Here is a 24,732-nt window from a genome sequence, read left to right on the forward strand (position 1 = left end):
TGGCCCGATAACGAACACGCCTGATGGGTGTTCGGGGGCGCAAAGGCCTGTCCATGGTGGAAGGCTACATTTTCTCGCTGATTTCAGGAGTTTTATTTATGCGTAACTTCGATCTTTCTCCGCTATACCGTTCTGCAATTGGTTTTGACCGCCTGTTTAACCATTTAGAAAATAACCAAAGCCAGAGCAACGGCTACCCTCCATACAATGTTGAGCTGGTTGACGAAAACCACTACCGCATCGCCATTGCCGTCGCCGGTTTTGCAGAAAACGAACTGGAGATCACCGCGCAGGACAACCTGCTGGTGGTGAAAGGTTCCCATACGGCCGAGCAGAAAGAACGTACCTACCTTTATCAGGGCATCGCCGAGCGCAACTTTGAACGCAAGTTCCAGTTAGCCGAGAACATTCACGTGAAAGGCGCAAACCTGGTCAACGGCCTGCTGTTTATCGAACTGGAACGTGTGATTCCGGAAGAGAAAAAACCGCGCCGTATCGAAATTAACTAATTATGCGGGTCGCGCGAGCGGCCCACCCAGACTTGCTTGCCGTAATGGGAGCATATGCGAATCCTTCAGGATTCGCAGGAACAACTGCGCACAAAATTAAACTGTGCCGAACTCGCTTCTCAGAAGGAGATTTAGTATGCGTAACTATGATTTATCCCCCTTACTGCGTCAGTGGATTGGTTTTGACAAACTGGCTAACGCCCTGCAAAGCAGCAATGAACAACAGACGTTTCCGCCGTACAACATCGAAAAAAGTGACGATAACCACTATCGCATCACCCTGGCCCTGGCCGGTTTCCGCCAGGATGACCTGGATATCCAGCTTGAAGGCACCCTTCTGACCGTGAAAGGGACGCCGGAAAAACAAGAGACCGAAACCAAATGGCTGCATCAGGGGCTGGTTAATCAGCCGTTTAGCCTGAGCTTTACCCTGGCAGACCATATGGAAGTGTCCGGCGCAACGTTTACCAACGGGCTGCTGCATATCGACCTGCTCCGCAACGTGCCGGAAGCCATCGCGCCGCAGCGTATCGCCATTAGCGAGCGTCCGGCGTTGAATAGTTAATACCGTGCGGGCTAATGCCCTCACCCCGGCCCTCTCCCACGGGGAGAGGGTGAAAAGATAAAGCCCTGCTCCGGCAGGGCTTTTTTGTGCGCCATCGCCCATACAACCGCCTGCGGCTCTGAGAGAATCCTTATCATAACTAAGGTTATGCAAGGAAGTGGATCATGAGTGATATCGCGTTAACCGTCAGCGTGTTGGCCCTGGTCGCTGTTGTTGGATTATGGATCGGTAATATCAAAATCCGCGGCGTCGGGTTTGGGATCGGCGGGGTGCTGTTTGGCGGCATTTTTGTCGGGCACTTCGCCGACAAGCTCGGGCTGGTCCTCAGCGCCGATATGCTCCACTTTACTCAGGAGTTCGGCCTGATCCTGTTCGTCTATACCATTGGTATTCAGGTTGGGCCGGGCTTTTTCGCCTCACTTCGGGTCTCCGGACTACGACTCAACCTGTTTGCCCTCGGTATTGTGGTGATGGGCGGGCTGGTCACCGCGATCCTGCACAAAATCTTTGCTATCCCGCTGCCCGTGGTGTTGGGCATTTTCTCCGGGGCGGTCACCAACACGCCTGCGCTCGGTGCGGGGCAGCAAATCCTGCGCGATCTGGGTATCGAACCCGGCATTGTCGATCAGATGGGGATGAGCTACGCCATGGCCTATCCGTTTGGGATTTGCGGCATCCTGCTCACCATGTGGCTGGTACGCGTCCTGTTTCGCATTAACGTCGACAAAGAGGCGAAGGACCACGAAACGACGCTTACCAACGGCCATATGCCGATCAAAACCATCAACGTTCGCGTCGATAACCCCAACCTGAACAACATGGCGATTCAGGACGTACCGATCCTGAACAGTGCCAATATTATCTGCTCGCGCCTCAAGCGCGACGAGATGCTGATGGTGCCCGCGCCGGGCACCGTTATCCAGCAAGGCGATCTGCTGCACCTGGTCGGCCAGCCCGGCGATTTAAACAACGCGCGGCTGGTGATTGGGCAGGAAGTAGACACCTCGCTTTCCACCCGCGGCACCGATATGCGCGTGGAGCGCGTTGTGGTGACTAACGAACAGGTTCTGGGCAAGAAAATCCGCGATTTGCAGGTTAAAGAGCGCTATGACGTGGTCATCTCCCGGCTTAACCGCGCGGGCGTCGAGCTGGTTGCCAGCCCGGAGGCCAGCCTGCAGTTCGGGGATATTCTCAACCTGGTCGGGCGGCCGTCGTCCATTGACGCCGTCGCGGATATGGTGGGCAACGCCCAGCAAAAACTGCAGCAGGTGCAGATGCTGCCTGTGTTTATCGGCATCGGGCTTGGCGTGCTGCTGGGCTCCATTCCGGTTTACGTGCCGGGCTTCCCGGTCGCGCTCAAGCTGGGCCTGGCGGGCGGGCCGCTGATTATGGCGCTGATCCTCGGGCGTATTGGCTGTATCGGTAAGCTCTACTGGTTTATGCCGCCGAGCGCTAACCTCGCGCTGCGCGAGCTGGGCATTGTGCTGTTCCTGGCGGTGGTCGGGCTGAAGTCGGGTGGGGATTTTGTCGATACCCTGGTCAGAGGGGAAGGGATGAGCTGGGTCGGCTACGGCATATTCATCACGGCGATCCCGCTGCTGACGGTAGGCATAGTGGCGCGTATGTTCGCTAAGATGAACTACCTGACGCTGTGCGGCATGCTTGCCGGCTCGATGACGGACCCGCCCGCGCTGGCCTTTGCCAATAACCTGCACGCCACCAGCGGCGCGGCGGCGCTGTCCTATGCCACCGTCTACCCGCTGGTGATGTTCCTGCGCATTATCACCCCACAGCTACTGGCGGTGCTGTTCTGGGGGATGGGCTAGTAAATCTTCAGGGTGGATGCGCCGCAGATGGTAGTCCACCTGGTAATCGCTGGTATTTCGGAACATGACGGAATAGTTGAGGAACTCGCCGCTGTCGCTGTAGGAGAGAGAGGTAATGCGCAGCAGCGGCGTTTGTTCCGGTAGATTCATATAACCGGCCAGCTGTTTATCCGCCAGCACCGGCGTCAGGCTCTCGTAGTTGCCGCTGATGGTGATCCCGCACTCCTTCTCGATGTAATCAAACTTTGACCCTTCAAGATGCGCCAGAGAGAGGTTGCGGAACAGCTTCACCGGCATAAAGCTGTCCTCCAGCATCAGCGGTTTTCCGTCCACGTAGCGCACCCGTCGGGAAAAGTAGATCCGCTCATCCACCTGAATCCGCAGCTGGCTGGCGATGGCGGGCGGCGCGGGCATCACTTCAAACTGCAGCACCTTGCTCTGCACCTCTTTCCCCTGCTGGCGCAGCACCTCCACCAGCCCGGTCAGGTTGGTGGTTTCGTGGTGAACGTCCTTACGTGAGACAAACGTGCCGCTGCCGTGCCGCCGCTCAACCAGACCCCAGCTCACCAGCAGATCCAGCGCCTTGCGGATGGTCATTCGCGCCACGCCAAACTCCTGCGCCAGCGCTTTTTCACCCGGCAACGGGCTGCCGATGTTGTAGTCCGACGAATTCAGCCGCAGCCGCAATCTGTCGGCGATTGATTTGTAGATCACCAGTAGACCTCTCTGCCCTTATCAGGGCGTGGATAGCGTCCTGACATGTCCATATTTACAGCAAAAAGTAGACCTGATTGGTCAAAATAAAACCATGAATGCGATCACGAATCGCAGCGGCACGCCATGTTCGCGCATGAGTAAGTTCTTATGCTCACCTCAGGCCAGCAAAAAAACATAAAGGCCTCTACCCCCTACAGGTTGTTACGTGAGGATTTAAAAATGCTCAGTCAAATACAACGTTTTGGCGGTGCCATGTTTACCCCGGTGTTGCTGTTTCCGTTTGCCGGGATCGTGGTGGGAATCGCCATTATGCTTCGCAACCCGCTGTTTGTCGGCGAAGCCTTAACGGCCCCCGATCATCTTTTCGCGCAGATAGTTCACATCATTGAAGAGGGCGGCTGGGCGGTGTTTCGCAATATGCCGCTGATTTTTGCGGTCGGCCTGCCGATTGGCCTGGCGAAGCAGGCGCAGGGCCGCGCCTGTCTGGCGGTGCTGATTAGCTTCCTGACCTGGAACTACTTCATCAACGCGATGGGTATGACCTGGGGCCATTTCTTTGGCGTCGACTTCTCCGCCGAACCGACGGCGGGCAGCGGGCTGGCGATGATTGCCGGGATCAAAACGCTTGATACCAGCATCATTGGGGCCATCGTGATTTCAGGCATCGTTACCGCCATCCACAACCGCTATTTTGACAAGCCGCTGCCGGTCTTTCTGGGGATTTTCCAGGGCAGCTCGTTTGTCGTTATCCTCGCCTTCTTCGTCATGATCCCCTGCGCCTGGCTGACGCTGCTGGGCTGGCCGAAAGTGCAGATGGGCATTGAGTCCCTGCAGGCCTTCCTGCGTTCTGCCGGTGCGCTGGGCGTGTGGGTGTACACCTTCCTGGAGCGCATTCTGATCCCAACCGGGCTGCACCACTTCGTCTACGGTCCGTTCATCTTCGGTCCGGCGGCGGTGGAAGGGGGGATTCAGGTCTACTGGGCGCAGCACCTGCAGGAATTCAGCCAGAGCACCCTGCCGCTGAAAACCCTCTTCCCGGAAGGCGGGTTCGCGCTGCACGGCAATTCAAAAGTGTTTGGCTCGGTCGGAATTGCTTTCGCCATCTGGTACACCGCGTCGGCGGAAAACCGGGTCAAGGTGGCGGGGCTGCTGATCCCGGCCACGCTCACCGCCGTGCTGGTGGGCATTACTGAACCGCTGGAATTCACCTTCCTGTTTATCTCGCCGCTGCTGTTTGCCGTGCACGCCGTGCTGGCGGCCACCATGGCGACGGTGATGTACATCTTCGGCGTCGTCGGAAACATGGGCGGCGGCCTGCTGGACCAGTTCCTGCCGCAAAACTGGATCCCGATGTTCCACAACCACGCTGCAACGGTATTCACCCAGATCGGCATTGGCGTCTGCTTCACCGGGATCTACTTCGTGGTCTTCAAAACGCTGATTGAGCGTCTGAACCTGAAAACGCCTGGCCGGGAAGAGAGCGAAATCAAACTCTACAGCAAGGCCGACTATAAGGCGGCGCGCGGGCAAACCACCGCCCCGGCGGCGGCCAGCCAGCAGGTTGGGCAGGCCGCCGGATTCCTGCAGGCGCTCGGCGGTGCGGCCAACGTCGCAAGCATCAACAACTGCGCCACCCGCCTGCGCATTGCGCTGGTCGATATGGCGAAAACGCAAAGCGATGACGTCTTCAAAGCCCTCGGCGCCCACGGCGTGGTGCGGCGAGGCAACGGCATTCAGGTGATTGTCGGTCTGCACGTTCCTCAGGTGCGCGACCAGCTGGAGTCGCTGATGAAAACCCCTTTAACGAATGAACAAACCACCCTGACAGAGGCTATATCATGAAAAAATTCTCAGTTGTTATTGCAGGCGGCGGCAGCACCTTTACGCCTGGTATCGTCCTGATGCTGTTAGCCAACCGTGACCGTTTCCCGCTGCGCGCCCTGAAGTTTTATGACAACGACGGCGCGCGTCAGGAGACCATTGCCGAAGCGTGCAAAATCATCCTCAGGGAGCAGGCGCCGGAGATTGAATTCAGCTACACCACCGATCCGAAATCGGCGTTTACCGATGTGGACTTCGTGATGGCGCATATCCGCGTGGGCAAATACCCGATGCGTGAAAAAGATGAAAAAATCCCGCTGCGCCACGGCGTGCTGGGCCAGGAAACCTGCGGCCCTGGCGGGATCGCCTACGGCATGCGCTCTATCGGCGGCGTGCTGGAGCTGGTGGATTATATGGAGCAGTACTCTCCGAACGCGTGGATGCTGAACTACTCCAACCCGGCGGCGATTGTCGCGGAAGCCACGCGCCGCCTGCGTCCGAACGCTAAAATCCTCAACATCTGCGATATGCCGATCGGCATTGAAGGACGCATGGCGCAGATTGTCGGCCTGAAAGACCGCAAACAGATGCGCGTGCGCTACTACGGCCTGAACCACTTCGGCTGGTGGACGTCGATTGAAGATCTTAACGGCAACGATCTGCTGCCGAAACTGCGCGAATACGTCGCTAAAAACGGCTATGTTCCGCCTTCTGAAGACGCGCACACCGAGGCGAGCTGGAACGATACTTTCGCCAAAGCAAAAGACGTGCAGGCGCTGGACCCGGACACCATGCCGAACACCTATCTGAAATATTACCTGTTCCCGGACTACGTGGTGGCGCACGCCAACCCGGAACGTACCCGCGCCAATGAGGTGATGGATCACCGTGAGAAGCACGTGTTCAGCGCCTGCCGGGCGATTATCGAAGCCGGGAAATCCTCCGCCGGTGAGCTGGAAATCGACGAACATGCGTCGTACATCGTCGATCTGGCGACGGCCATTGCCTTCAACACCCAGGAGCGGATGCTGCTGATTGTGCCAAACAACGGGGCCATCCATAACTTTGACGCCGACGCGATGGTGGAAATTCCGTGCCTGGTCGGCCATAACGGTCCGGAGCCGCTCACGGTAGGGGATATTCCGCACTTCCAGAAAGGGCTTATGAGCCAGCAGGTGGCGGTGGAAAAACTGGTGGTCGATGCCTGGGAGCAGCGCTCGTACCAGAAACTCTGGCAGGCGATCACCCTGTCGAAAACCGTGCCGAGCGCGTCCGTTGCGAAAGCGATTCTGGATGATCTGCTCGAAGCCAATAAAGCGTACTGGCCAGAGCTGCATTAACCTTCCTGACCGGCATCGCCCGATGCCGGTCTCCTTGTCCTGGTCGATTTACGCTATGCTGAAGCCTGCCTGTAGCACGACAAGGAACCTTCATGAAAATTTCCCGCCTCGGCGAAGCGCCGGACTACCGCTTCTCTCTGGCTAATGAACGCACGTTCTTAGCGTGGATCCGCACGGCGCTCGGTTTTCTGGCGGCAGGCGTCGGCCTCGACCAGCTCGCGCCTGATTTCGCCACGCCGCTGATTCGCGAAGTGCTGGCGTTGCTGCTGTGCCTGTTTGCGGGCGTGCTGGCGATTTACGGCTACCTGCGCTGGCTGCGCAATGAGAAGGCGATGCGTCTGAAGCAGGATCTGCCCTATACGCGCGGGTTACTCATCATCAGCGCAATCCTGCTGGCGGTGGCGGGCGTGGTGATGGTGCTGGTGTTCTATGGCGGATAGCCGCAAAGCGCGACGCGAAGCGGACCCCGGCCTGCAGCCGGAGCGGACGTCGCTCGCGTGGCTGCGCACGCTGCTGGGGTATGGCGCGCTGATTGCCCTGGCGATTAAGCACAACTGGCACCGCACAGGGGGGCCATTCTGGATTTCCGTTGTTGTGCTGGCGCTGGTGGCCATCATCTTGTGGCGCTATACCCGTAGCCGTAACCTGATGGACGTGGCGCAGGACGATTTTGTGCAGCCGAAGGCGGTGCGGGATAAGTTCCTCATCGCCCTGGCCGTGCTGTCGCTGTCACTGCTGTTTGCGGTTACCCACATTCAACAAATTTTGCACCTGTAGGCCGGGTAAGGCGCAGCCGCCACCCGGCATAATTACTTCCCTTTAGCCAGATACTTCGCCATCTCGTCTTCCGGCACCATGCCGCCGCCGGTTGCCCACACCAGGTGGGTAACGTTCTCATCGGCATCGACGCGCACCGGCCCGGCCATGCCCGCCAGCGCCGACGGCTCGAGGCGAATCCCTTCCTCCTGCGCTAGCCAGCCGAGCATGTCGTACATGCTCTGGTCGGAAAGGGTGTAGAACCCGTCAAGCAGGCGCTCCATCGCGCGGCCCACGAAGCCGGACGCACGCCCTACCGCCAGCCCGTCCGCTGCCGTGACGTTATCAATGCCCAGATCCTGCACAGCAATTTCATCGTGCAGGCCGGTGTAAACGCCCAGCAGCATGCACGGAGAGTGCGTGGGCTCCGCGAAGAAGCAGTGGACGTTGTCGCCAAAGGCCAGCTTCAGGCCAAACGCCACGCCGCCGGGGCCGCCGCCGACGCCGCACGGCAGATAGACATACAGCGGATGCTCCGCATCCACCACGCGGCCCTGTTCGGCAAACTGTGCCTTCAGGCGCTCGCCCGCAACGGCGTAGCCCAGGAACAGGGTGCGGGAGTTTTCATCGTCGATAAAGAAGCAGTTCGGATCGCTTTCCGCCGCTTTGCGGCCCTGCTCCACCGCCACGCCGTAGTCCTGCTCGTATTCCACAACGATGACGCCGTGGCTGCGCAGTTTGGCCTTTTTCCACTCGCGGGCGTCGGCGGACATATGCACCGTCACCTTAAAGCCAATGCGTGCGCTCATGATGCCGATGGACATCCCCAGGTTGCCGGTTGAGCCCACGGCGATGCTGTACTGGCTGAAGAAGTCCTTAAAGCGCGGCTCCAGCAGGACGCTGTAGTCGTCTTCAGTGCTCAGCAACCCGGCTTCCAGCGCCAGTTTCTCCGCATGGGTTAGCACTTCATAGATGCCGCCGCGCGCTTTAATCGAGCCGGAGATCGGCAGATGGCTGTCTTTTTTCAGCAGCAGCGTGCCGGGAATGGATTTGCCAGACTCTTTCCCCAGCCGCGCCTGCATTGCCGGAATGGCGACCAGTTCGGATTCAATAATACCGCCCGTTGCCGCCGTTTCCGGGAAGGCTTTCGCCAGGTACGGCGCGAAGCGGTTGAGGCGCGCATGCGCGTCGTCCACGTCGGCTTTGGTCAGCCCGACATACGGCAACCCTTCTGCAAGCGTGGTGGCGTTCGGGTTGAGCCAGGTGGTTTCTTTCAGGGCAATCAGATCCTCAACCAGAGGAAATTGTGCGGTTAAAGTAGTGATAGTAGCGTTTTCCATAATACGTCTCTTCGCGCTCAGATAATGAAGGAAAGCAGGAATGTGCCGGCAAGTGCAAGCACCGAGGCGATAAACGTCGCCGTCGTATAGTATTTGAAGGTCTCATTCAGGGTCGCGCCGCAGTATTGCTTCACCAGCCAGAAGAGAGAATCGGTGACGATCGTGCAGCCAATAGCGCCGGAACCGATGGCAATGGTGATGATCTCCGGGCTTACGTTCGGGTAGAGCGGCAGCATCGGCGCGACGATCGCCGTCGCCCCCATCATCGCCACCGTGGCGGAACCGACGGCGGCATGCAGCACCAGCGCCACCAGCCAGGCGAGCAGGATAGGATGCATATGCAGGTTCGAGAGAATATGCGCCAGTGAGTCCGCCAGCCCGCTGGTTTTAAGAATGGCGTTGAACGCACCGCCCGCGCCGATAATCAGCAAAATGTTCGCGATAGAGCCAAAGCCGTGCTCCGTATGGGTCAGCATTGCGCCCATGCCCATGTGCTGGCGGATCCCCAGCAGGTAGTAGGCGACAAACACGGCGATAAACATGGCGGTGATCGGGTTGCCGATAAACTCCAGCAGGGTATACAGCGTGCCTTCTTTCGCCATATTCAGCTCGGCGATGGTCTTCACCAGCATCAGGGCAATCGGCAGCAGCACGGTGAACAGCGTGGCACCGAGCGATGGCAGGGTGTGCTCTTCACGCACCTTCAGGTCTGAAAATTCCGCCGGAACCGGCTTATACGGCAGACGGTTGCCGAGCAGTTTCAGGAACAGCGGACCACCGACCAGAGACGCCATCAGGCCCACCATCAGACCGTAGACAATCACCGTTCCGACGTCCGCCCCTAATTTGTTAGTGACAAACAGCGCAGCCGGATGCGGAGGCACCACGCAGTGCACCGCCATCAGTGCGGTACAGAGCGGAATGGCCAGCTTGAGCAGCGACGTGTTGGTCTTTTTGGCGATGGAGAACGCCAGCGGGATCAGCAGTACCACACCCACTTCCACGAACAGGGTAATGCCGCAGATAAGGCCCACCAGCACCATAATCACGTCTGCTGACAGCCAGCGGCAGCGCTGCAGCGTAATCCCGATGCGCTCTGCCGCGCCGGAGACTTCCATCATTTTGCCGAGAATAGTGCCAAGGCCGATAACCGCCGCCAGGAAGCCCAGCGTACCGCCAATGCCGCTCTCAATGGCGTTCACCATATCCAGCGGGCTCATCCCCATCATTGCGCCGACGAAAAAGCTCGCCAGCAGCAGCGCGAGGAACGGGTGAAACTTCAGTTTTACGATGGTTAAAACAATCAACACGATGCTGACAAGCAGCGTTGCCACAACCCAGACCTGAGATCCCATATCTCACCTCACCCTTTTGTTATCTGGGGGTATTGGACGAAAAAACGACGGGAGCTGACAAACGATATAAATTGGCGTTCAGGTGAGCCAGATTGGATCAAATGAGTGACTGAACTCTAAAAAGCGCACTTATTTTGCCGTTGGTTCACATAAATTCATGCTTGAGCGGTATGCTGAGCGCGGAAATAACGTGTGAGAATTGTGATGACCGATGCGAATGAAGCCAGAAACCGGCTGTTAAACGGCTGGCAGCTGTCGAAAATGTACACCTTTGAAGTGGCCGCGCGGCATGAGTCCTTCGCCCTGGCGGCGGAGGAGCTGTCGCTCAGCCCCAGCGCGGTGAGCCACCGCATCAACCTGCTGGAAGAAGAGCTGGGCATTCAGCTGTTTGTCCGCTCGCACCGTAAAGTCGAGCTGACGCAGGAGGGAAAGCGCGTTTACTGGACGCTGAAATCGTCCCTCGACACCCTGAATCAGGAGATCCTGGATATCAAAAACCAGGCGCTGTCCGGTACGCTAACGGTGTACTCTCGGCCGTCGATCGCCCAGTGCTGGCTGGTGCCGATGCTGGGGGATTTTACCCGTCGCTACCCGTCGATTTCACTCACCATTCTGACCGGCAATGATTACGTCAACATGCAGCGAACCGGCGTCGATCTGGCGCTCTATTTCGACGATACGCCGCCAAACCACCTTTCTCATCACTTTTTGATGGACGAGGAGATTTTGCCCGTCTGCTCGCCGGCGTATGCCCGGGAGCATGAGCTGCTGAAAAACCCCCATAACCTCAGCCACTGCACGCTGCTGCACGACCGTCAGGCCTGGAGCAATGATTCCGGCACGGACGAGTGGCTGAGCTGGGCGCAGCATTTTGCGGTGAATATGCCGCCATCCTCGGGCATCGGCTTCGATCGTTCAGACCTGGCCATTATCGCGGCCATCAATGATGTGGGGGTCGCGATGGGGCGTAAGCGGCTGGTGCAAAAACGTCTCGAGCGCGGCGAGCTGATCGCACCGTTTGGCGACAAAACCCTCAAGTGCCATCAGCATTATTACATCTCAACCCTTCCCGGCCGTCAGTGGCCGAAAATTGATGCCTTTATCGGCTGGCTAAGAGAACTGGCAAGGTGAAGAATTATTACGCTTTGACGCTACACCAAATGTGAAAAAGCGTGCTAAATACAGGTAATGCTTTTGATTTATCCAGGGTAAACCGTGTTAAAGCCTTTTATTGCCTCTGCGTTACTGATCTCTTCCGGCTGGGCGATTGCCGCTGAGCCGCCGCTGACGGCTGCCCATTATGCGCAGCAGCTGGGCGTCGGAATGGATGTGGACTGGGCGCGCACCGAGCGCGGTATTCGCGAGTTCGACCCGCTGGTGGTTCGCGATTTTCGTGCAAAAGGCATTACCCACGTGCGCATCCGCGTGGCCGATGAACCGACGGAAGCGCGGCTGATTCACCTGCGCAAGCTGGTGGAAGCCTGCGAGCAGTATGGCGTGATCCCGATAGTCGCTTATCAGGCCGATGAATATAAAAACGACCCGAAAGCCGATAACGAGAAAGAGACGATCAACTGGTGGATTGCCGTGGCGCACTATTTCGGCCAGAGCTACCCGCTGCTGGGTTTTGATCTCATCTATGAGCCAACCGACAAGCTCAACCACAACCTGGCGTCGTTAAACCGCGTCTATGAAAAAAGCATTAAAGCGATCCACGACATCAGCCCGCAGCGCATGATCTTCATCGCACCGCGCCTGCGCGCCGCGCCGGAGGATTTAACCAGCCTGAAGCTGCCCGCGCATAGCCAGAACTACCTGCTGGCGGAGTGGCATATTTTCCCGTGGGGGCCGCTGAAAAACAGCGGTAAATACCCGTGGACGTCCGGTACGGCGGCGGAGAAAGCGGCTATCCATAACCGCATCAATACCGCGCTGCGCTGGCAGCAAAAAACCGGTCACGTTAGCTGGGTCGGGGGCTGGGGCGTGGGGGAATCAAGCCGCTTAACGCCTACCGCCTCGCAGCTGGCGTTTGCCACGCTTATGGCCTGCGAGCTGCAAAAGGCGAAAATTCCGTATGCGCTTAACGCGGACTTCCAGTTTTACGACGGAGAAGAGGGCGCCTGGCGGCCTGCGCCAGAGCCGTTATTACAGGCGATGATTGCGCCCGTCTGTGAAAAGCCCGGCGAGAAGCCGGGCCATCATGCGGTTAAACCGGCTGCTCGTGATGCGGGACACGCGACGCCAGCGGCAGCCAGCACAGTAAAATCAGCAGCCCCATCAGCGTCATCAGCAAACCCAGACTAGCCTGCCCGGTCTGCGGCATCATCGCGGAGAGCCAGGCCAGCGCGCCGGAACCGATGTTCTGCAAACCGCCCACAAGCGCCCCCGCCGTGCCTGCAAGGAACGGGAACGGCTCCATCGCGCCGCTGGTGGCGAGCGGGAACAGCATGCCCGCGCCAAAGAAGAACAGCGCCGCCGGGATCAGCAGCGTCCAGACGGTCATTACGCCGAACAGCCCCGGGATCCACATCATTACGCCAGCCAGCAGGCAGCTGATCACCGACTGCCACATCAGGGTTGAGAAACGCTTGTTCTGACGTCCGGCAAACCACGCGCCGAAGAACGCCGCCGGGATCGGCAGAATAAACAGAATACTCACCACCATGCTGCTCAGGCCAAGACCTGCGCCCAGCAGCACGCCGGAGCAGGCTTCGAACACCGCAATGCCCGCCAGACCGCCGATCAGCATCAGCAGATAACAGGTAAACGACCCGTTACCGAACAGCGTTTTATAGCTGGCGATGAGCTTCGTGCGCGGCGCGTCCTGGGGACGGGTTTCCGGCATCCAGCGCGCCATGCTGAAGGTGACAATCACGCACAGCACCAGCAGGAAGGCGTAGCAGGCGCGCCAGGACCACATCGTGTCCAGCAGGCCGCCAATCAGCGGGGCCAGCAGCGGGCTGACCAGAATACCCATATTCAACAGGCTGTTGGCGTGACGCAGCTGGGTGCCCTGATACATATCGCGCGGTAAGGTTCGCGCCATCACCCCGCCGACGCCGGTCCCGACGCCCTGTAGGGCGCTGGCGGCAATCAGAACGGTCAGGCTGTGCGTGGTAATGGCAATCACCGTCGCCACCATGAAAATGCTCATGCCCACCAGGATCACCGGGCGGCGCCCGACGCGGTCAGACAGCGGGCCATAGAACAGCTGCGAAACGCCATAGGTCAGCAGGTAGGCTGCCATCACGCTCTGTACTGCGCCCTCGCGGACGTTAAGTTCCTTTGCCATGTCGGCAATCGCCGGAATGTAGATGGTTTGCGCCATCTGACCGACGGCCACCAGTAACACCAGCATCAACAATAAGTTAACGTTCCTTTGTTTTTTCATGTCGCTGAATACTTTTGCCAAAAGAGAAAAATGAAGAATAAGTGACTACGCATTCCCATAAATGCGCGAGGAATCTACCACAGTGAGATGACAAATTAAGCATTGCAGTGATGAATGAAGAAACCGGACAAGGCAGGATTTATAAACAAGATCGGCAACTAATGTTGCCAGTGATTTACGCCAGGCGCAGCAGAATCGCTCCGCCTGCAATACCCAGCGCCGCAGCAATACGCAGGCCCGCAACCCGCTCTTTTAAAAGCACAAATGCGATAAGCGCCCCAAAGAGAATGGAGGTTTCGCGCAGCGCCGCGACCACCGCCAGCGGTGCCTGCGTCATTGCCCAGAGCGCCAGGCCATAAGAGCCCATGGTTCCCACGCCGCCGAGCAGCCCCTTTTTCCAGTGCAGACGGAGATAGCTGGACGCTTCGCGCCGACGCGCCACCATCGCCCAGCTCAGCAGGCAGAAGCCGTTCATAAAGAAGGTCCACAGCGTGTAGCCCAGCGCGGTGTCCGAGAGCCGCACGCCGGTGCCGTCTACCAGCGTATAGCCCGCGATAAAACAGGCATTCAGCAGCGCCAGCCGGATCCCTTTTCGGGACTGCATGCGTCCGTTCATCGCCATGGCCAGTATCGACAGGCAAATCACCCCGATACCGGACCAGGCGAGCCACGAGAGGCTATCGCCGAGCGCCAGCACGCTTACCAGCGCCACCAGCAGCGGCGCGGTGCCGCGCATCAGCGGGTAGGTCTGGCTCATATCGGAGACCTGATAGGTCTTCGCGACCAAAACCGTATACACCACCTGTAACGCGCAGGAGACAATCAAAAACGGCCAGCTTGCGGCAGAAGGCTGCGGAGAGAAAGGCAGTAAAACCAGGGCAATCAGCGTGGCGGAGCCGCTGACGCTGATTGCAGAATAGAGCTTGTCCGTTCCGGCTTTGACGATGGCGTTCCAGCTGGCATGCAGCAGCGCGGCGAAGAGTAAAATGCAGAAAACGGTGATGGTCATGGCGCGTCGGGTGGTGAGTTGTCACTTAACTGTAACATTCACAACCCGATGCTGCCAGCCGCTCAGATTGCGCAAAACAGACGGTGCGTCACCCGCGGTTCGTCAGATACCAGCGTAAAACCCGCCTGGCGATAGAAGCCGTACGCGGCGTCCGGCGCATGGGTATTGAGAAAATCAAACCAGATGCTGGCATCGGCCATTACCACGGTCAAAAGCTGTTTGCCAATGCCCAACCCGCGGCACTTCTCGCTGACGTAGAGATGGCGAATGCGCCCGGCGCGCGGCTGCTGGCTGAAAGGATCGCGGTTGAGGCCGCACACGCCCACCAGCCTGCCGTTGAGAAACGCACCCAGCAGCTTTTCGCCCGGCGCGTTAAAGCGGTTTTCGCCCCGCAGCCAGTTTTCCTCCAGCCTGTGCAGCATGTTGAAATTCAATGCGATACTTTCCGCCTTCAGGGCGATATACCCGGGCTCTTCTGGGGTAACAGGCTCAATTAACAGACGCGACATAGCATTCCCTCGTTATTAAAGAGGGGCGGTTGCCCGCCCCTCTCAGGTGCGACTTGAACCTGAATCAGCGAATGAATTTCAGGACAGCATCAAGCAGTTGCAGTACAGCAACAATGAGTTTGAGGATAAGTATCACCATATCCACTACGCTCATACGCGTCTCCTTTTGGTTAAAAGGAGCACGATGCTGGCGTACCTTTCCGCCGCCTGTTGCCAGCACCTGGATTGACGTAACACAGTGTGCTCACTTCAGGGGTTAAGGCACTGACGGCACCACCCGTTTCAGCCAGGACTTCGTTGCGCCGGAAAACTGCGGCCCCCTCGCTCACTGCGAACACCCTCAGTATAGATAAATACTGTATGCATGAACAGTATTTTTTGGACAAAAACCGAAACCCCATCCATACTCAAAAACGTCAAAATCCGTGCCTGAATTGCGCGTTCGTCTTCGATCGCGTATACTTTTTTGCGTTGACGTAACACAGTGTGTTCTGCGGCGACCAACCGCAAAACCCTGATAAAAACCTCGCTCCGGCGGGGTTTTTTGTTTTCTGGTCTGCTCAAAAAAGATGTCTGTTGACTTATTGGCAATGGACGCGGCTGACATGCGTTTTACTATGAATATATATTTTGTAAATCCAAATGATATATTATATATATTGATCATGATTATAAGTTAACACGAATAATTGTGTGGATTAATATAATTACTAATGTCCTGTGGGAAATTAAATTGTCTCGCATATAATTGACATAAATATAAGTTGGATAAATTATTTCTCACGTAAATATTTATGTGGGTTAATCTTTCTAGTTTGAAATCCAGAATTTTTCAATGTATGTTTTTCTAGCCAAAAATATCGTATGGATACTTATGCAAGCATCTGATTATTTAAAGATGAAGTTCCTGAGTGACAGGCAGTTAGCTCTTTATGGACAGCAAGGCGTTACAGGTACGTGGAAAGCATTAAAGGGGATCGGTTCTGATATTTACTCAGGAATGGAGCGAGTAAGTTGGTACTCTTCATGCTTAATCCCCAGCTATCACGATGTGTGTGATGAGCTTCTCTCAGAAGAAAAGAGAATGTACCTCTCAATTCTCTCGCTTTATCGTTATCGCGATGTAATAGCACACATGCTATTCCTTTATTTTGAAAGTGTTATTACAGATTCTGAAAATGGAAATGAACAAAATCGCGTTCGTAAGATGGATTCAAAAGTAACGGGGCTTGTTAACAACATACCGACAAGCAAGGCCGCGCGTTTGGCGATAGCATGGGGGCTGGCCAAATTCCTTTCCGAATCTGGCATACTCTCTGAAATCGTCGTCGAACGGCTTGCACGCCGCGTACCTAACGTTGTCATGGCGCTTCAACTGATTGGAACGGAACAGAAGTGCGCTCTTGCTGCTCGTCGCCTGAAAACATTGGACCCTAAATATTACGCCACCCTCTATGCCGCACAACTGGAGATGCTTTACTACTTTTTTGAGCCTTTCCTGTCTGAACTCATTAAGAAGGTGCAGATGGGATTTTATAAGGATTTCGATGCAATTTATAACGACTTAAAGGGTAAGGGGAATGTTTAAGAGCTTACTATCAATTCTATTCACGGATATTTTATTTCCCATATATATTTTTGCGTGCGCCTCTTTGTTCCTGTGGTTGGTGCCTGACCACTGGGTATTACTCACCTTCATTGCTATCGTAGTATTTATTATTGTCCATCCGATAATTTTCGGTCGCTTTGATAAGTACAATTGAATTTTATAAAAAGGAGTTTTTATGTCAAACCCGGCTTATTTATTTCTGACAGATGAGAATGGCTCTCCCATGGTTGGTCCCTGCCTTGTGTCAGGGCGTGAAGGTGCAATTGAACTCAAATCGTTTACTCATAATGTCAACATTCCTGTCGACGGGAACACCGGGAAATTGACGGGCACACGCATACATATGCCCATCATGTTCCAGAAGGAATTTGATCGTGTAACCCCGTTTTTATTTCGGGCGTTGAGTACGGGGAGAACGCTCCAGTCAGCCATCATAAAAATGTATCAGATTAATGAGGCTGGTTTAGAGAAGGAGTATTTTAATATCATTCTGGAGGAGGTGAAAATAACTTCAATCACACCAGATATGTATCCAGGCGCAAACACTGGAACACACCTTGAAACGGTTCTCATACGCTACGAGAAAATCACCTGGAAGTATTGTGACGGAAATGTCATCTATAGTGATTCCTGGAATGAGCGAGCTACGTACTGAAACGTGATCCCTGACGCATTTTTGCGCAGATGAAAATATTTCCATTGTCACGCCGAAAAACCTGTGTTTGTATAAATTCAATCAATGATTCCAAACACAGGTCCCCAATGACTTCATCCATGAACACCGCGACCCTACTAAAAACTGCGCAACCAGCCGCAGTGGTCGTCGTGCGTGTGGTGGTGGTCGTCGGCAATGCGCCGTAGGGACTGGATCAACACACGAATCCAAAACCCCGCCGGCGCAAACCGGGCGGGGTTTTTAGTTTAAACGCCTCCCGGAAAGTCGGCCCATAAAAGGACTGGAGCATGGCAATTTCGGGCACAACATCCACCAAGACGCGTTTCACCGGCGCGCAGCTGATTGTTCATTTACTGGAACGGCAGGGTATCACCACCGTTGCGGGCATCCCTGGCGGCACGGTGCTGCCGCTGTACGATGCGTTAAGCCAAAGCACGCAGATCCGCCACGTGCTGGCGCGCCACGAGCAGGGGGCAGGCTTTATCGCTCAGGGCATGGCGCGTACACAGGGCAAACCGGCGGTCTGCATGGCCTGCAGCGGTCCCGGGGCGACCAACCTGGTGACTGCCATCGCCGACGCGCGCCTCGACTCCATTCCGCTGATCTGCATTACCGGCCAGGTGCCGTCTTCGATGATCGGTACCGATGCGTTCCAGGAAGTGGATACCTACGGCATCTCTATCCCCATCACCAAGCATAACTATTTAGTTCGCGACATCGCCGAGCTTCCTCAGGTTATCAGCGATGCGTTCCGCATCGCGCAGTCCGGCCGCCCGGGCCCGGTGTGGATAGACATTCCTAAGGATGTCCAGACCGCAGAAATTGAGATCGACGTCCTGCCGGAGCCGGGTGACCGTGCGCCCGCGCCCGAATTCAGCGCTGAGAGCGTGCGCGATGCCGCCGCCATGATTAACGCTGCCAAACGCCCGGTGCTCTATCTGGGCGGCGGGGCAATTAACGCCGCGGATGAAATCCGTCAGTTCGCTGAAAAAGCCAACCTGCCGACCACCATGACCCTGATGGCGCTCGGCATGCTGCCCAAAGCGCACCCGCTCTCACTCGGTATGCTGGGCATGCACGGCGCGCGCAGCACCAACTACATTCTGCAAGAGGCTGATTTGCTGATCGTTATGGGCGCGCGTTTTGATGACCGGGCGATTGGTAAAACCGAGCAGTTTTGTCCGAATGCCAAAATCATTCACGTGGATATCGACCGCGCGGAGCTGGGCAAAATCAAGCAGCCTCACGTGGCCATTCAGGGGGACGTGGCGGAAGTGCTGGCGCAGCTGATCCCGCAGACGGACGCAGCCGACCGCGCCGACTGGCGTCAGCTGGTGGCCGATCTGCAGCGCGAGTTCCCGGGCGCCATCCCAACCGAAGGCGACCCGCTGAGCCACTACGGGCTGATTAACGCCGTTGCCGCCTGCGTGGACGACAGCGCGATTATCACCACCGACGTTGGCCAGCACCAGATGTGGACCGCGCAGGCGTACCCGCTGAACCGTCCGCGCCAGTGGCTGACCTCCGGCGGCCTGGGAACCATGGGCTTTGGCCTGCCCGCCGCCGTGGGTGCGGCGCTGGCGAATCCAGACCGTAAGGTGATCTGCTTCTCCGGCGACGGTAGCCTGATGATGAACATTCAGGAAATGGCGACCGCGGCCGAAAACCAGCTGGACGTAAAAATCATCCTGATGAACAACGAAGCGCTGGGGCTGGTGCACCAGCAGCAAAGTCTGTTCTACAAGCAGGGCGTATTTGCGGCGACCTATCCGGGGATGATTAACTTTATGCAGATTGCCGCCGGTTTTGGCCTGCACACCTGCGATCTGAACGCGGAAGAGGATGCCCACGCGGCGCTGCAGGAGGCGATCTCACGTCCTGGCCCGGCGCTGATCCACGTGCGTATCGACCCTGAACAAAAAGTGTATCCGATGGTGCCGCCGGGTGCGGCAAATACTGAGATGGTGGGGGAATAAGCCATGCAGAAACAACACGAAAACGTCATTCTGGAACTCACCGTCCGCAACCACCCTGGCGTCATGACTCACGTCTGCGGGCTGTTTGCCCGCCGCGCGTTTAACGTGGAAGGCATTCTCTGTCTGCCGATTCAGGGCAGCGAGCACAGCCGCATCTGGCTGCTGGTCAACGATGACCAGCGTCTCGAGCAGATGATGGCGCAGATCGACAAGCTGGAAGACGTCACTAAAGTGGCGCGCAACCAGTCCGATCCCACCATGTTTAACAAAATTGCGGTGTTTTTCGAATAGATCGCTTAAGGTAAGCGTCTTTCGCTCTTGTAGGCCGGATAAGCGCAGCGCCATCCGGCGTTTTCAGACCGCAGGAAGACACATGACCACCATCGCTCTTATCGACGACCACCTTATCGTCCGCTCCGGCTTTGCCCAGCTTCTGAACCTCGAACCGGATTTTCAGGTCGTGGCCGAGTTTGGCTCCGGTCGCGAGGCGCTGGCGGGCCTGCCGGGGCGCGGGGTGCAGGTCTGTATCTGCGACATCTCGATGCCGGATCTCTCCGGGCTGGAGCTGTTAAGCCAGCTGCCGAAAGGGATGGCGACCATCATGCTCTCGGTTCACGACAGCCCGGCGCTGGTGGAGCAGGCGCTCAACGCGGGTGCGCGCGGGTTTTTGTCCAAACGCTGTAGCCCCGACGAACTGATCGCCGCGGTGCGCACCGTCTCCACCGGCGGCTGCTATCTGACGCCGGATATCGCCATCAAGCTGGCGGCCGGACGCCAGGATCCGCTTACCCGGCGCGAGCGTCAGGTGGCAGAGAAGCTTGCCCAGGGCATGTCGGTAAAAGAGATTGCCGCGGAGCTGGATTTGTCACCGAAAACCGTGCACGTTCATCGCGCCAACCTGATGGAAAAACTCAACGTCAGCAACGACGTTGAGCTGGCGCGCCGCATGTTTGACAGCTGGCAATGAGTCCCGTCTTTTCGCGGCTGATCGCCGTCGCCGCCAGCTTCTTTATCTTCTCCGCCGCCTGGTTCTGCCTGTGGAGCATCAGCCTGCACCTGGTGGAGCGCCCGGAGCTGGCGGTGCTGTTGTTCCCCTTCGGCCTGCGCCTGGGGCTGATGCTGCAATGCCCGCGCGGCTACTGGCCCGTTTTGCTCGGTGCTGAATGGCTGATGCTGGTCTGGCTGTCGCAGGAAGTTGCCCTCGCGCATCTGCCCTTATTGATGACCGGAAGCGTGCTCACGCTCCTCCCGGTTGCGTTGATTTCCCGCTATCGTCACCAGCGCGACTGGCGCACCCTGCTGCGCCAGGGGGCGGCGCTGATTGCCGCCGCGCTGCTGCAGTCCCTGCCGTGGGCGGGCGATAAGGAGATGCTTAACGCGCTGCTGCTGACCCTGACCGGTGGCCTGACCCTGGCCCCGACCTGCCTCGTCATCTGGCATTACCTCACCAGCACCGTCTGGCAGCCGCTTGGCCCGGCGCTGGTTTCGCAGCCGGTGAACTGGCGCGCCCGGCACCTCATCTGGTATCTGTTGCTGTTTGTGGTGAGCCTGTGGCTGCAGCTTGGCCTGCCCGCCGAGCTTTCGCGCTTTACGCCGTTTTGCCTGGCGCTGCCGATCATCGCCCTGGCCTGGCACTACGGCTGGCAGGGGGCGCTGATTGCGACGCTGATGAACGCCATCGCGCTGATTGCCAGCCAGACCTGGCACGATCACCCGGTGGATTTACTGCTCTCCCTGCTGGCCCAGAGCCTGACCGGGCTGCTGCTCGGCGCGGGCATTCAGCGCCTGCGCGAGCTGAACCAGTCCCTGCAGACCGAGCTGGCGCGCAACCGGCGTCTGGCGGAGCGCCTGCTGGAGACCGAAGAGAGCGTGCGGCAGGAGGTCGCCCGCGAGCTGCACGACGATATCGGACAGACCATCACCGCCATTCGCACCCAGGCGGGTATCGTCCAGCGTCTGGCGGCAGAAAATGCGGGCGTGAAGCAGGGCGGGGCGCATATCGAACAGCTTTCACTGGGGGTCTATGACTCCGTTCGCCGCCTGCTGGGACGGCTGCGTCCGCGCCAGCTTGATGACCTGACGCTGGAGCAGGCGGTGCGTTCCCTGATGCGCGAGATGGAGCTGGAAAGCCGCGGGATAGTCAGCCATCTCGACTGGCGCATCAATGAAGCCACCCTGAGCGAAGGCCAGCGCGTGACGCTGTTCCGCGTCTGTCAGGAGGGGCTGAACAATATCGTCAAGCACGCTAGCGCCAGCGCGGTCACGATCCAGGGCTGGCAGCAGGATGAAAGCCTCAAGCTGGTGATTGAAGACGACGGCTGCGGCCTGCCGCCGGGCTCCGGGCAGCAGGGCTTTGGCCTGGCGGGCATGCGCGAGCGCGTGAAGGCGCTGGGCGGCACGCTGAACATCTCCTGCACCCACGGGACGCGCGTCAGCGTCAGTCTGCCGCTAAGGAGCCACCATGTTTAAAACTCCCGCGAACGCCGCGCCGATAGGCAACAAAGCGGAAATCGACGCCCGCTACCGCTACTGGCGTCGCCATATCCTGATTACCATCTGGCTCGGCTACGCGCTGTTCTACTTTACCCGCAAAAGCTTCAACGCCGCCGCGCCGGAGATCCTCGCCAGCGGCGTGATGACCCGCACCGATATCGGCCTGCTGGCGACCCTGTTTTACATCACCTACGGCCTGTCGAAGTTCTTCTCCGGCATCGTCAGCGACCGCTCCAACGCCCGCTACTTCATGGGCGTTGGGCTGATTGCGACCGGGGTAGTGAATATCTTGTTTGGCTTTTCCACCTCGCTATGGGCCTTTGCCCTGCTGTGGGCGCTGAACGCCTTTTTCCAGGGCTGGGGCGCGCCGGTCTGCGCCCGCCTGCTCACGGCGTGGTACTCGCGCAACGAGCGCGGCGGCTGGTGGGCCGTCTGGAACACCGCGCATAACGTCGGCGGAGCGCTGATCCCGATGGTGGTCGGCGCGGCGGCGCTGCACTACGGCTGGCGCGCGGGGATGATGATTGCCGGCGGGCTTGCCATTCTCGCCGGGCTGTTCCTCTGCTGGCGCCTGCGCGACAGGCCGCAAACCGTGGGCCTGCCCGCGGTGGGCGACTGGCGGCACGACGAGATGGAAATGGCGCAACAGCAGGAGGGGGCGGGGCTGACGCGCAAAGAGATCCTCACCAAATACGTGCTGTTAAACCCCTATATCTGGCTTCTCTCGCTCTGCTACGTGCTGGTTTACGTGGTGCGTGCGGCCATCAACGACTGGGGCAATCTGTACATGTCCGAGACGCTCGGCGTAGACCTGGTGACCGCCAACTCGGCGGTGACGATGTTCGAGCTGGGCGGGTTTATCGGCGCGCTGGTGGCGGGCTGGGGCTCGGATAAGCTGTTCAACGGCAACCGCGGCCCGATGAACCTGATCTTCGCCGCCGGGATTTTGCTCTCCGTCGGCTCGCTGTGGCTGATGCCGTTCGCCAGCTACGTGATGCAGGCGGCGTGCTTCTTCACCACCGGCTTCTTCGTGTTCGGCCCGCAGATGCTGATCGGCATGGCGGCGGCGGAGTGTTCGCACAAAGAGGCGGCCGGCGCGGCGACGGGCTTTGTCGGCCTATTTGCCTACCTCGGCGCATCGCTCTCCGGCTGGCCGCTGGCGCGGGTGATCGACATCTGGCACTGGAGCGGTTTCTTCGCGGTGATCGCCATCGCGGCGGGGATTTCCGCGCTGTTGCTGCTGCCGTTTTTGAACGCGCAGGCGCCGCGCGAGGCCAGCGAAGCGTGATGCGCCTCACCTTTTCGCCTCGAATGGCGCAAAACTAGGAAATTTTCCCGGTTTTACCTGGACGCTGTCTCAGGCTTCTCTCCTGGCTGATTTTTACAATGCCTGCCATTCGCAGGTAAAAATCAGCTCAGGAGCAAACCATGCTGGCCTTCCTCAATCAGGTGCGCAAGCCGACCCTGGATCTGCCGCTCGATGTGCGGCGCAAAATGTGGTTCAAACCGTTCATGCAGTCCTACCTGGTGGTCTTTATCGGCTACCTGACCATGTACCTGATCCGCAAAAACTTTAACATCGCGCAGAACGACATGATCTCCACCTACGGGCTGAGCATGACGCAGCTGGGGATGATTGGCCTGGGCTTCTCCATCACCTACGGCGTGGGGAAAACCGTTGTGTCCTACTACGCGGACGGCAAAAACACCAAGCAGTTCCTGCCGTTTATGCTGATCCTCTCCGCTATCTGTATGCTTGGCTTCAGCGCCAGCATGGGCACCGGCTCCGTTAGCCTGTTCCTGATGATCGCCTTCTACGCCCTGAGCGGTTTCTTCCAGAGCACCGGCGGGTCGTGCAGCTACTCCACCATCACCAAATGGACTCCGCGCCGCAAGCGGGGTTCGTACCTCGGTATGTGGAACATCTCCCACAACCTCGGCGGGGCGGGTGCGGCAGGCGTGGCGCTGTTCGGCGCGAACTATCTGTTCGACGGCCACGTGATCGGCATGTTTATCTTCCCGTCGATTATCGCCCTGATTGTCGGCTTTATCGGCCTGCGCTTCGGCAGCGACTCCCCGGAATCCTACGGCCTCGGCAAAGCTGAAGAGCTGTTCGGCGAGGAGATCAGCGAAGAGGACAAAGAGACCGAAGAGAACGAGATGACCAAATGGCAGATCTTTGTTGAGTACGTGCTGAAAAACAAAGTGATCTGGCTGCTCTGCTTCTCCAACATCTTCCTGTACGTGGTGCGCATCGGTATCGACCAGTGGTCGACCGTGTATGCCTTCCAGGAGTTGAAGCTTTCTAAAGAAGTGGCTATTCAGGGCTTCACCCTGTTCGAAGTGGGCGCGCTGGTTGGCACCCTGCTGTGGGGCTGGCTCTCTGACCTCGCCAACGGCCGTCGTGCGCTGGTAGCCTGCGTCGCGCTGGCGCTGATTATCGCCACCCTCGGCGTGTACCAGCATGCCAGCAACCAGTACGTTTACCTGGCGTCCCTGTTCGCGCTCGGCTTCCTGGTGTTTGGTCCACAGTTGCTGATCGGCGTGGCGGCAGTCGGCTTCGTACCGAAAAAAGCGATCGGCGCCGCTGACGGGATTAAAGGCACCTTCGCCTACCTGATCGGCGACAGCTTCGCCAAGCTGGGTCTGGGGATGATTGCCGACGGCACGCCAATTTTCGGCCTCACCGGCTGGGCGGGCACCTTTGCCGCGCTGGATGCGGCAGCCATCGGCTGTATCGTCCTGATGGCGATGGTAGCGGTGCTGGAAGAACGTAAAATTCGCCGTGAGAATCGTGCGCAGAAATTAAAAACAGCCTGAGTGTGCAGGTAACTTCTTTG

Annotated in this window: 25 protein-coding genes and 1 other annotated feature; of the genes, 18 read left to right on the forward strand and 7 right to left on the reverse strand. The window is 57.9% G+C overall.

The window, feature by feature from the left end:
* Positions 1–33: 33 nt before the first annotated feature.
* Positions 34–105: a sequence feature (ROSE (Repression Of Heat Shock gene Expression) occurs in the 5'-region of heat shock genes and acts as an RNA thermometer to modulate expression.), on the forward strand.
* The 3 genes from ibpA (at position 99) to ABR39_RS14075 (ending at position 2,900) form a co-directional block, all read left to right on the forward strand.
* Positions 99–509, forward strand: a complete 411-nt coding sequence (ibpA, locus tag ABR39_RS14065; RefSeq protein ID WP_008500162.1) for a small heat shock chaperone IbpA — start codon at positions 99–101, stop codon at positions 507–509. It overlaps the preceding feature by 7 nt.
* Positions 510–645: 136 nt before the next feature.
* Positions 646–1,074, forward strand: a complete 429-nt coding sequence (gene ibpB, locus ABR39_RS14070) for a small heat shock chaperone IbpB (protein ID WP_047347434.1) — start codon at positions 646–648, stop codon at positions 1,072–1,074.
* A gap of 164 nt (positions 1,075–1,238) precedes the next feature.
* Complete coding sequence (locus ABR39_RS14075) at positions 1,239–2,900, forward strand: putative transporter (RefSeq protein WP_047347435.1); 1,662 nt, start codon at positions 1,239–1,241, stop codon at positions 2,898–2,900.
* Here ABR39_RS14075 and ABR39_RS14080 read toward each other — a convergent pair.
* Positions 2,868–3,614, reverse strand: a complete 747-nt coding sequence (locus ABR39_RS14080) for a GntR family transcriptional regulator (RefSeq protein WP_008500159.1) — start codon at positions 3,612–3,614, stop codon at positions 2,868–2,870. The genes ABR39_RS14075 and ABR39_RS14080 overlap by 33 nt on opposite strands.
* Before the next feature lie 222 nt (positions 3,615–3,836).
* On the opposite strand from ABR39_RS14080, the gene ABR39_RS14085 reads away from it, so the two are divergent.
* The 4 genes from ABR39_RS14085 to ABR39_RS14100 all read left to right on the forward strand — a co-directional run bounded on the left by ABR39_RS14085 (position 3,837) and on the right by ABR39_RS14100 (position 7,555).
* Positions 3,837–5,459, forward strand: a complete 1,623-nt coding sequence (locus ABR39_RS14085; protein ID WP_047347436.1) for an alpha-glucoside-specific PTS transporter subunit IIBC — start codon at positions 3,837–3,839, stop codon at positions 5,457–5,459.
* Positions 5,456–6,778 (forward strand): 6-phospho-alpha-glucosidase, encoded by a 1,323-nt coding sequence (locus tag ABR39_RS14090; RefSeq protein ID WP_047347437.1) that lies wholly within the window; start codon positions 5,456–5,458, stop codon positions 6,776–6,778. The genes ABR39_RS14085 and ABR39_RS14090 overlap by 4 nt, the downstream gene beginning before the upstream one ends.
* 92 nt (positions 6,779–6,870) lie before the next feature.
* Complete coding sequence (locus ABR39_RS14095; protein ID WP_024907384.1) at positions 6,871–7,218, forward strand: YidH family protein; 348 nt, start codon at positions 6,871–6,873, stop codon at positions 7,216–7,218.
* Positions 7,208–7,555, forward strand: coding sequence for a DUF202 domain-containing protein (locus ABR39_RS14100; protein ID WP_047347438.1), 348 nt, complete (start codon positions 7,208–7,210; stop codon positions 7,553–7,555). The genes ABR39_RS14095 and ABR39_RS14100 overlap by 11 nt, the downstream gene beginning before the upstream one ends.
* 32 nt (positions 7,556–7,587) lie before the next feature.
* Here ABR39_RS14100 and dsdA read toward each other — a convergent pair whose 3' ends face one another.
* Complete coding sequence (gene dsdA / locus ABR39_RS14105) at positions 7,588–8,874, reverse strand: D-serine ammonia-lyase (RefSeq protein WP_047347439.1); 1,287 nt, start codon at positions 8,872–8,874, stop codon at positions 7,588–7,590.
* Between the two features lie 17 nt (positions 8,875–8,891).
* Entirely contained in the window at positions 8,892–10,229 is a 1,338-nt protein-coding gene (dsdX, locus tag ABR39_RS14110) for a D-serine transporter DsdX (protein WP_047347440.1), read from the reverse strand.
* Positions 10,230–10,433: 204 nt separating this feature from the next.
* Between dsdX and dsdC the strand changes: the two genes are divergently transcribed.
* Positions 10,434–11,360 carry a DNA-binding transcriptional regulator DsdC gene (dsdC, locus tag ABR39_RS14115; RefSeq protein ID WP_047347441.1) on the forward strand — a complete coding sequence of 309 codons (927 nt, stop codon included), beginning with the start codon at positions 10,434–10,436 and terminating at the stop codon, positions 11,358–11,360.
* A gap of 84 nt (positions 11,361–11,444) precedes the next feature.
* Complete coding sequence (locus tag ABR39_RS24180) at positions 11,445–12,533, forward strand: cellulase family glycosylhydrolase (protein ID WP_048339048.1); 1,089 nt, start codon at positions 11,445–11,447, stop codon at positions 12,531–12,533.
* On the opposite strand, the gene emrD is transcribed toward ABR39_RS24180, so the two are convergent.
* The 4 genes from emrD to tisB all read right to left on the reverse strand — a co-directional run bounded on the left by emrD (position 12,436) and on the right by tisB (position 15,292).
* Complete coding sequence (emrD, locus tag ABR39_RS14130) at positions 12,436–13,620, reverse strand: multidrug efflux MFS transporter EmrD (protein ID WP_047347443.1); 1,185 nt, start codon at positions 13,618–13,620, stop codon at positions 12,436–12,438. The two genes, ABR39_RS24180 and emrD, sit on opposite strands and share 98 nt — an antisense overlap.
* A 175-nt stretch (positions 13,621–13,795) precedes the next feature.
* Positions 13,796–14,629 carry an EamA family transporter gene (locus tag ABR39_RS14135; protein ID WP_047347444.1) on the reverse strand — a complete coding sequence of 278 codons (834 nt, stop codon included), beginning with the start codon at positions 14,627–14,629 and terminating at the stop codon, positions 13,796–13,798.
* A 62-nt stretch (positions 14,630–14,691) separates the two neighbouring features.
* Entirely contained in the window at positions 14,692–15,138 is a 447-nt protein-coding gene (locus ABR39_RS14140; protein ID WP_047347445.1) for a GNAT family N-acetyltransferase, read from the reverse strand.
* 64 nt (positions 15,139–15,202) lie between these two features.
* Positions 15,203–15,292: a type I toxin-antitoxin system toxin TisB gene (tisB, locus tag ABR39_RS26345; protein WP_047347446.1), complete on the reverse strand. Its 90-nt coding sequence runs from the start codon at positions 15,290–15,292 to the stop codon at positions 15,203–15,205.
* Between the two features lie 720 nt (positions 15,293–16,012).
* Here tisB and ABR39_RS14150 point away from each other — a divergent pair.
* From ABR39_RS14150 to uhpT, 9 genes are all read left to right on the forward strand, one after another.
* A complete protein-coding gene (locus ABR39_RS14150) occupies positions 16,013–16,726 on the forward strand; it encodes a hypothetical protein (RefSeq protein ID WP_047348155.1) in 714 nt (237 codons plus the stop codon).
* A gap of 196 nt (positions 16,727–16,922) precedes the next feature.
* Positions 16,923–17,402 (forward strand): Hcp family type VI secretion system effector, encoded by a 480-nt coding sequence (locus tag ABR39_RS14160; protein ID WP_047347448.1) that lies wholly within the window; start codon positions 16,923–16,925, stop codon positions 17,400–17,402.
* A gap of 107 nt (positions 17,403–17,509) precedes the next feature.
* Positions 17,510–17,608 (forward strand): ilvB operon leader peptide IvbL, encoded by a 99-nt coding sequence (ivbL, locus tag ABR39_RS24895; RefSeq protein ID WP_072059244.1) that lies wholly within the window; start codon positions 17,510–17,512, stop codon positions 17,606–17,608.
* A gap of 102 nt (positions 17,609–17,710) precedes the next feature.
* The gene (gene ilvB, locus ABR39_RS14165) at positions 17,711–19,399 is read left to right on the forward strand and encodes an acetolactate synthase large subunit (protein WP_047347449.1); all 1,689 of its coding nucleotides are present in this window, start codon (positions 17,711–17,713) and stop codon (positions 19,397–19,399) included.
* A gap of 3 nt (positions 19,400–19,402) precedes the next feature.
* Positions 19,403–19,690, forward strand: a complete 288-nt coding sequence (gene ilvN / locus ABR39_RS14170) for an acetolactate synthase small subunit (RefSeq protein ID WP_006808802.1) — start codon at positions 19,403–19,405, stop codon at positions 19,688–19,690.
* An 82-nt stretch (positions 19,691–19,772) separates the two neighbouring features.
* Positions 19,773–20,366, forward strand: coding sequence for a transcriptional regulator UhpA (gene uhpA, locus ABR39_RS14175; protein ID WP_022646555.1), 594 nt, complete (start codon positions 19,773–19,775; stop codon positions 20,364–20,366).
* Positions 20,363–21,868, forward strand: coding sequence for a signal transduction histidine-protein kinase/phosphatase UhpB (gene uhpB, locus ABR39_RS14180; RefSeq protein ID WP_047347450.1), 1,506 nt, complete (start codon positions 20,363–20,365; stop codon positions 21,866–21,868). The genes uhpA and uhpB overlap by 4 nt, the downstream gene beginning before the upstream one ends.
* Positions 21,861–23,180 carry an MFS transporter gene (locus tag ABR39_RS14185; RefSeq protein ID WP_047347451.1) on the forward strand — a complete coding sequence of 440 codons (1,320 nt, stop codon included), beginning with the start codon at positions 21,861–21,863 and terminating at the stop codon, positions 23,178–23,180. Before uhpB ends, ABR39_RS14185 begins: the two co-directional genes overlap by 8 nt.
* 140 nt (positions 23,181–23,320) lie before the next feature.
* Entirely contained in the window at positions 23,321–24,712 is a 1,392-nt protein-coding gene (gene uhpT / locus ABR39_RS14190; RefSeq protein ID WP_047347452.1) for a hexose-6-phosphate:phosphate antiporter, read from the forward strand.
* The last annotated feature ends 20 nt before the right edge of the window (positions 24,713–24,732 follow it).

Origin of the sequence: Enterobacter genomosp. O (genome assembly GCF_001022965.1) — a bacterium.
GTDB classification, from domain to species: domain Bacteria; phylum Pseudomonadota; class Gammaproteobacteria; order Enterobacterales; family Enterobacteriaceae; genus Enterobacter; species Enterobacter cloacae_L.

What these genes read in the sequence shown, in the direction of transcription:
- ibpA (WP_008500162.1), top strand. Translation starts at nt 99, where the DNA reads ATGCGTAACTTCGATCTTTCTCCGCTATACCGTTCTGCAATTGGTTTT.
- ibpB (WP_047347434.1), top strand. Translation starts at nt 646, where the DNA reads ATGCGTAACTATGATTTATCCCCCTTACTGCGTCAGTGGATTGGTTTT.
- ABR39_RS14075 (WP_047347435.1), top strand. Translation starts at nt 1,239, where the DNA reads ATGAGTGATATCGCGTTAACCGTCAGCGTGTTGGCCCTGGTCGCTGTT.
- ABR39_RS14085 (WP_047347436.1), top strand. Translation starts at nt 3,837, where the DNA reads ATGCTCAGTCAAATACAACGTTTTGGCGGTGCCATGTTTACCCCGGTG.
- ABR39_RS14090 (WP_047347437.1), top strand. Translation starts at nt 5,456, where the DNA reads ATGAAAAAATTCTCAGTTGTTATTGCAGGCGGCGGCAGCACCTTTACG.
- ABR39_RS14095 (WP_024907384.1), top strand. Translation starts at nt 6,871, where the DNA reads ATGAAAATTTCCCGCCTCGGCGAAGCGCCGGACTACCGCTTCTCTCTG.
- ABR39_RS14100 (WP_047347438.1), top strand. Translation starts at nt 7,208, where the DNA reads ATGGCGGATAGCCGCAAAGCGCGACGCGAAGCGGACCCCGGCCTGCAG.
- dsdA (WP_047347439.1), bottom strand. Translation starts at nt 8,874, where the DNA reads ATGGAAAACGCTACTATCACTACTTTAACCGCACAATTTCCTCTGGTT.
- dsdX (WP_047347440.1), bottom strand. Translation starts at nt 10,229, where the DNA reads ATGGGATCTCAGGTCTGGGTTGTGGCAACGCTGCTTGTCAGCATCGTG.
- dsdC (WP_047347441.1), top strand. Translation starts at nt 10,434, where the DNA reads ATGACCGATGCGAATGAAGCCAGAAACCGGCTGTTAAACGGCTGGCAG.
- emrD (WP_047347443.1), bottom strand. Translation starts at nt 13,620, where the DNA reads ATGAAAAAACAAAGGAACGTTAACTTATTGTTGATGCTGGTGTTACTG.
- ABR39_RS14135 (WP_047347444.1), bottom strand. Translation starts at nt 14,629, where the DNA reads ATGACCATCACCGTTTTCTGCATTTTACTCTTCGCCGCGCTGCTGCAT.
- ABR39_RS14140 (WP_047347445.1), bottom strand. Translation starts at nt 15,138, where the DNA reads ATGTCGCGTCTGTTAATTGAGCCTGTTACCCCAGAAGAGCCCGGGTAT.
- tisB (WP_047347446.1), bottom strand. Translation starts at nt 15,292, where the DNA reads ATGAGCGTAGTGGATATGGTGATACTTATCCTCAAACTCATTGTTGCT.
- ABR39_RS14150 (WP_047348155.1), top strand. Translation starts at nt 16,013, where the DNA reads ATGCAAGCATCTGATTATTTAAAGATGAAGTTCCTGAGTGACAGGCAG.
- ABR39_RS14160 (WP_047347448.1), top strand. Translation starts at nt 16,923, where the DNA reads ATGTCAAACCCGGCTTATTTATTTCTGACAGATGAGAATGGCTCTCCC.
- ivbL (WP_072059244.1), top strand. Translation starts at nt 17,510, where the DNA reads ATGACTTCATCCATGAACACCGCGACCCTACTAAAAACTGCGCAACCA.
- ilvB (WP_047347449.1), top strand. Translation starts at nt 17,711, where the DNA reads ATGGCAATTTCGGGCACAACATCCACCAAGACGCGTTTCACCGGCGCG.
- ilvN (WP_006808802.1), top strand. Translation starts at nt 19,403, where the DNA reads ATGCAGAAACAACACGAAAACGTCATTCTGGAACTCACCGTCCGCAAC.
- uhpA (WP_022646555.1), top strand. Translation starts at nt 19,773, where the DNA reads ATGACCACCATCGCTCTTATCGACGACCACCTTATCGTCCGCTCCGGC.
- uhpB (WP_047347450.1), top strand. Translation starts at nt 20,363, where the DNA reads ATGAGTCCCGTCTTTTCGCGGCTGATCGCCGTCGCCGCCAGCTTCTTT.
- ABR39_RS14185 (WP_047347451.1), top strand. Translation starts at nt 21,861, where the DNA reads ATGTTTAAAACTCCCGCGAACGCCGCGCCGATAGGCAACAAAGCGGAA.
- uhpT (WP_047347452.1), top strand. Translation starts at nt 23,321, where the DNA reads ATGCTGGCCTTCCTCAATCAGGTGCGCAAGCCGACCCTGGATCTGCCG.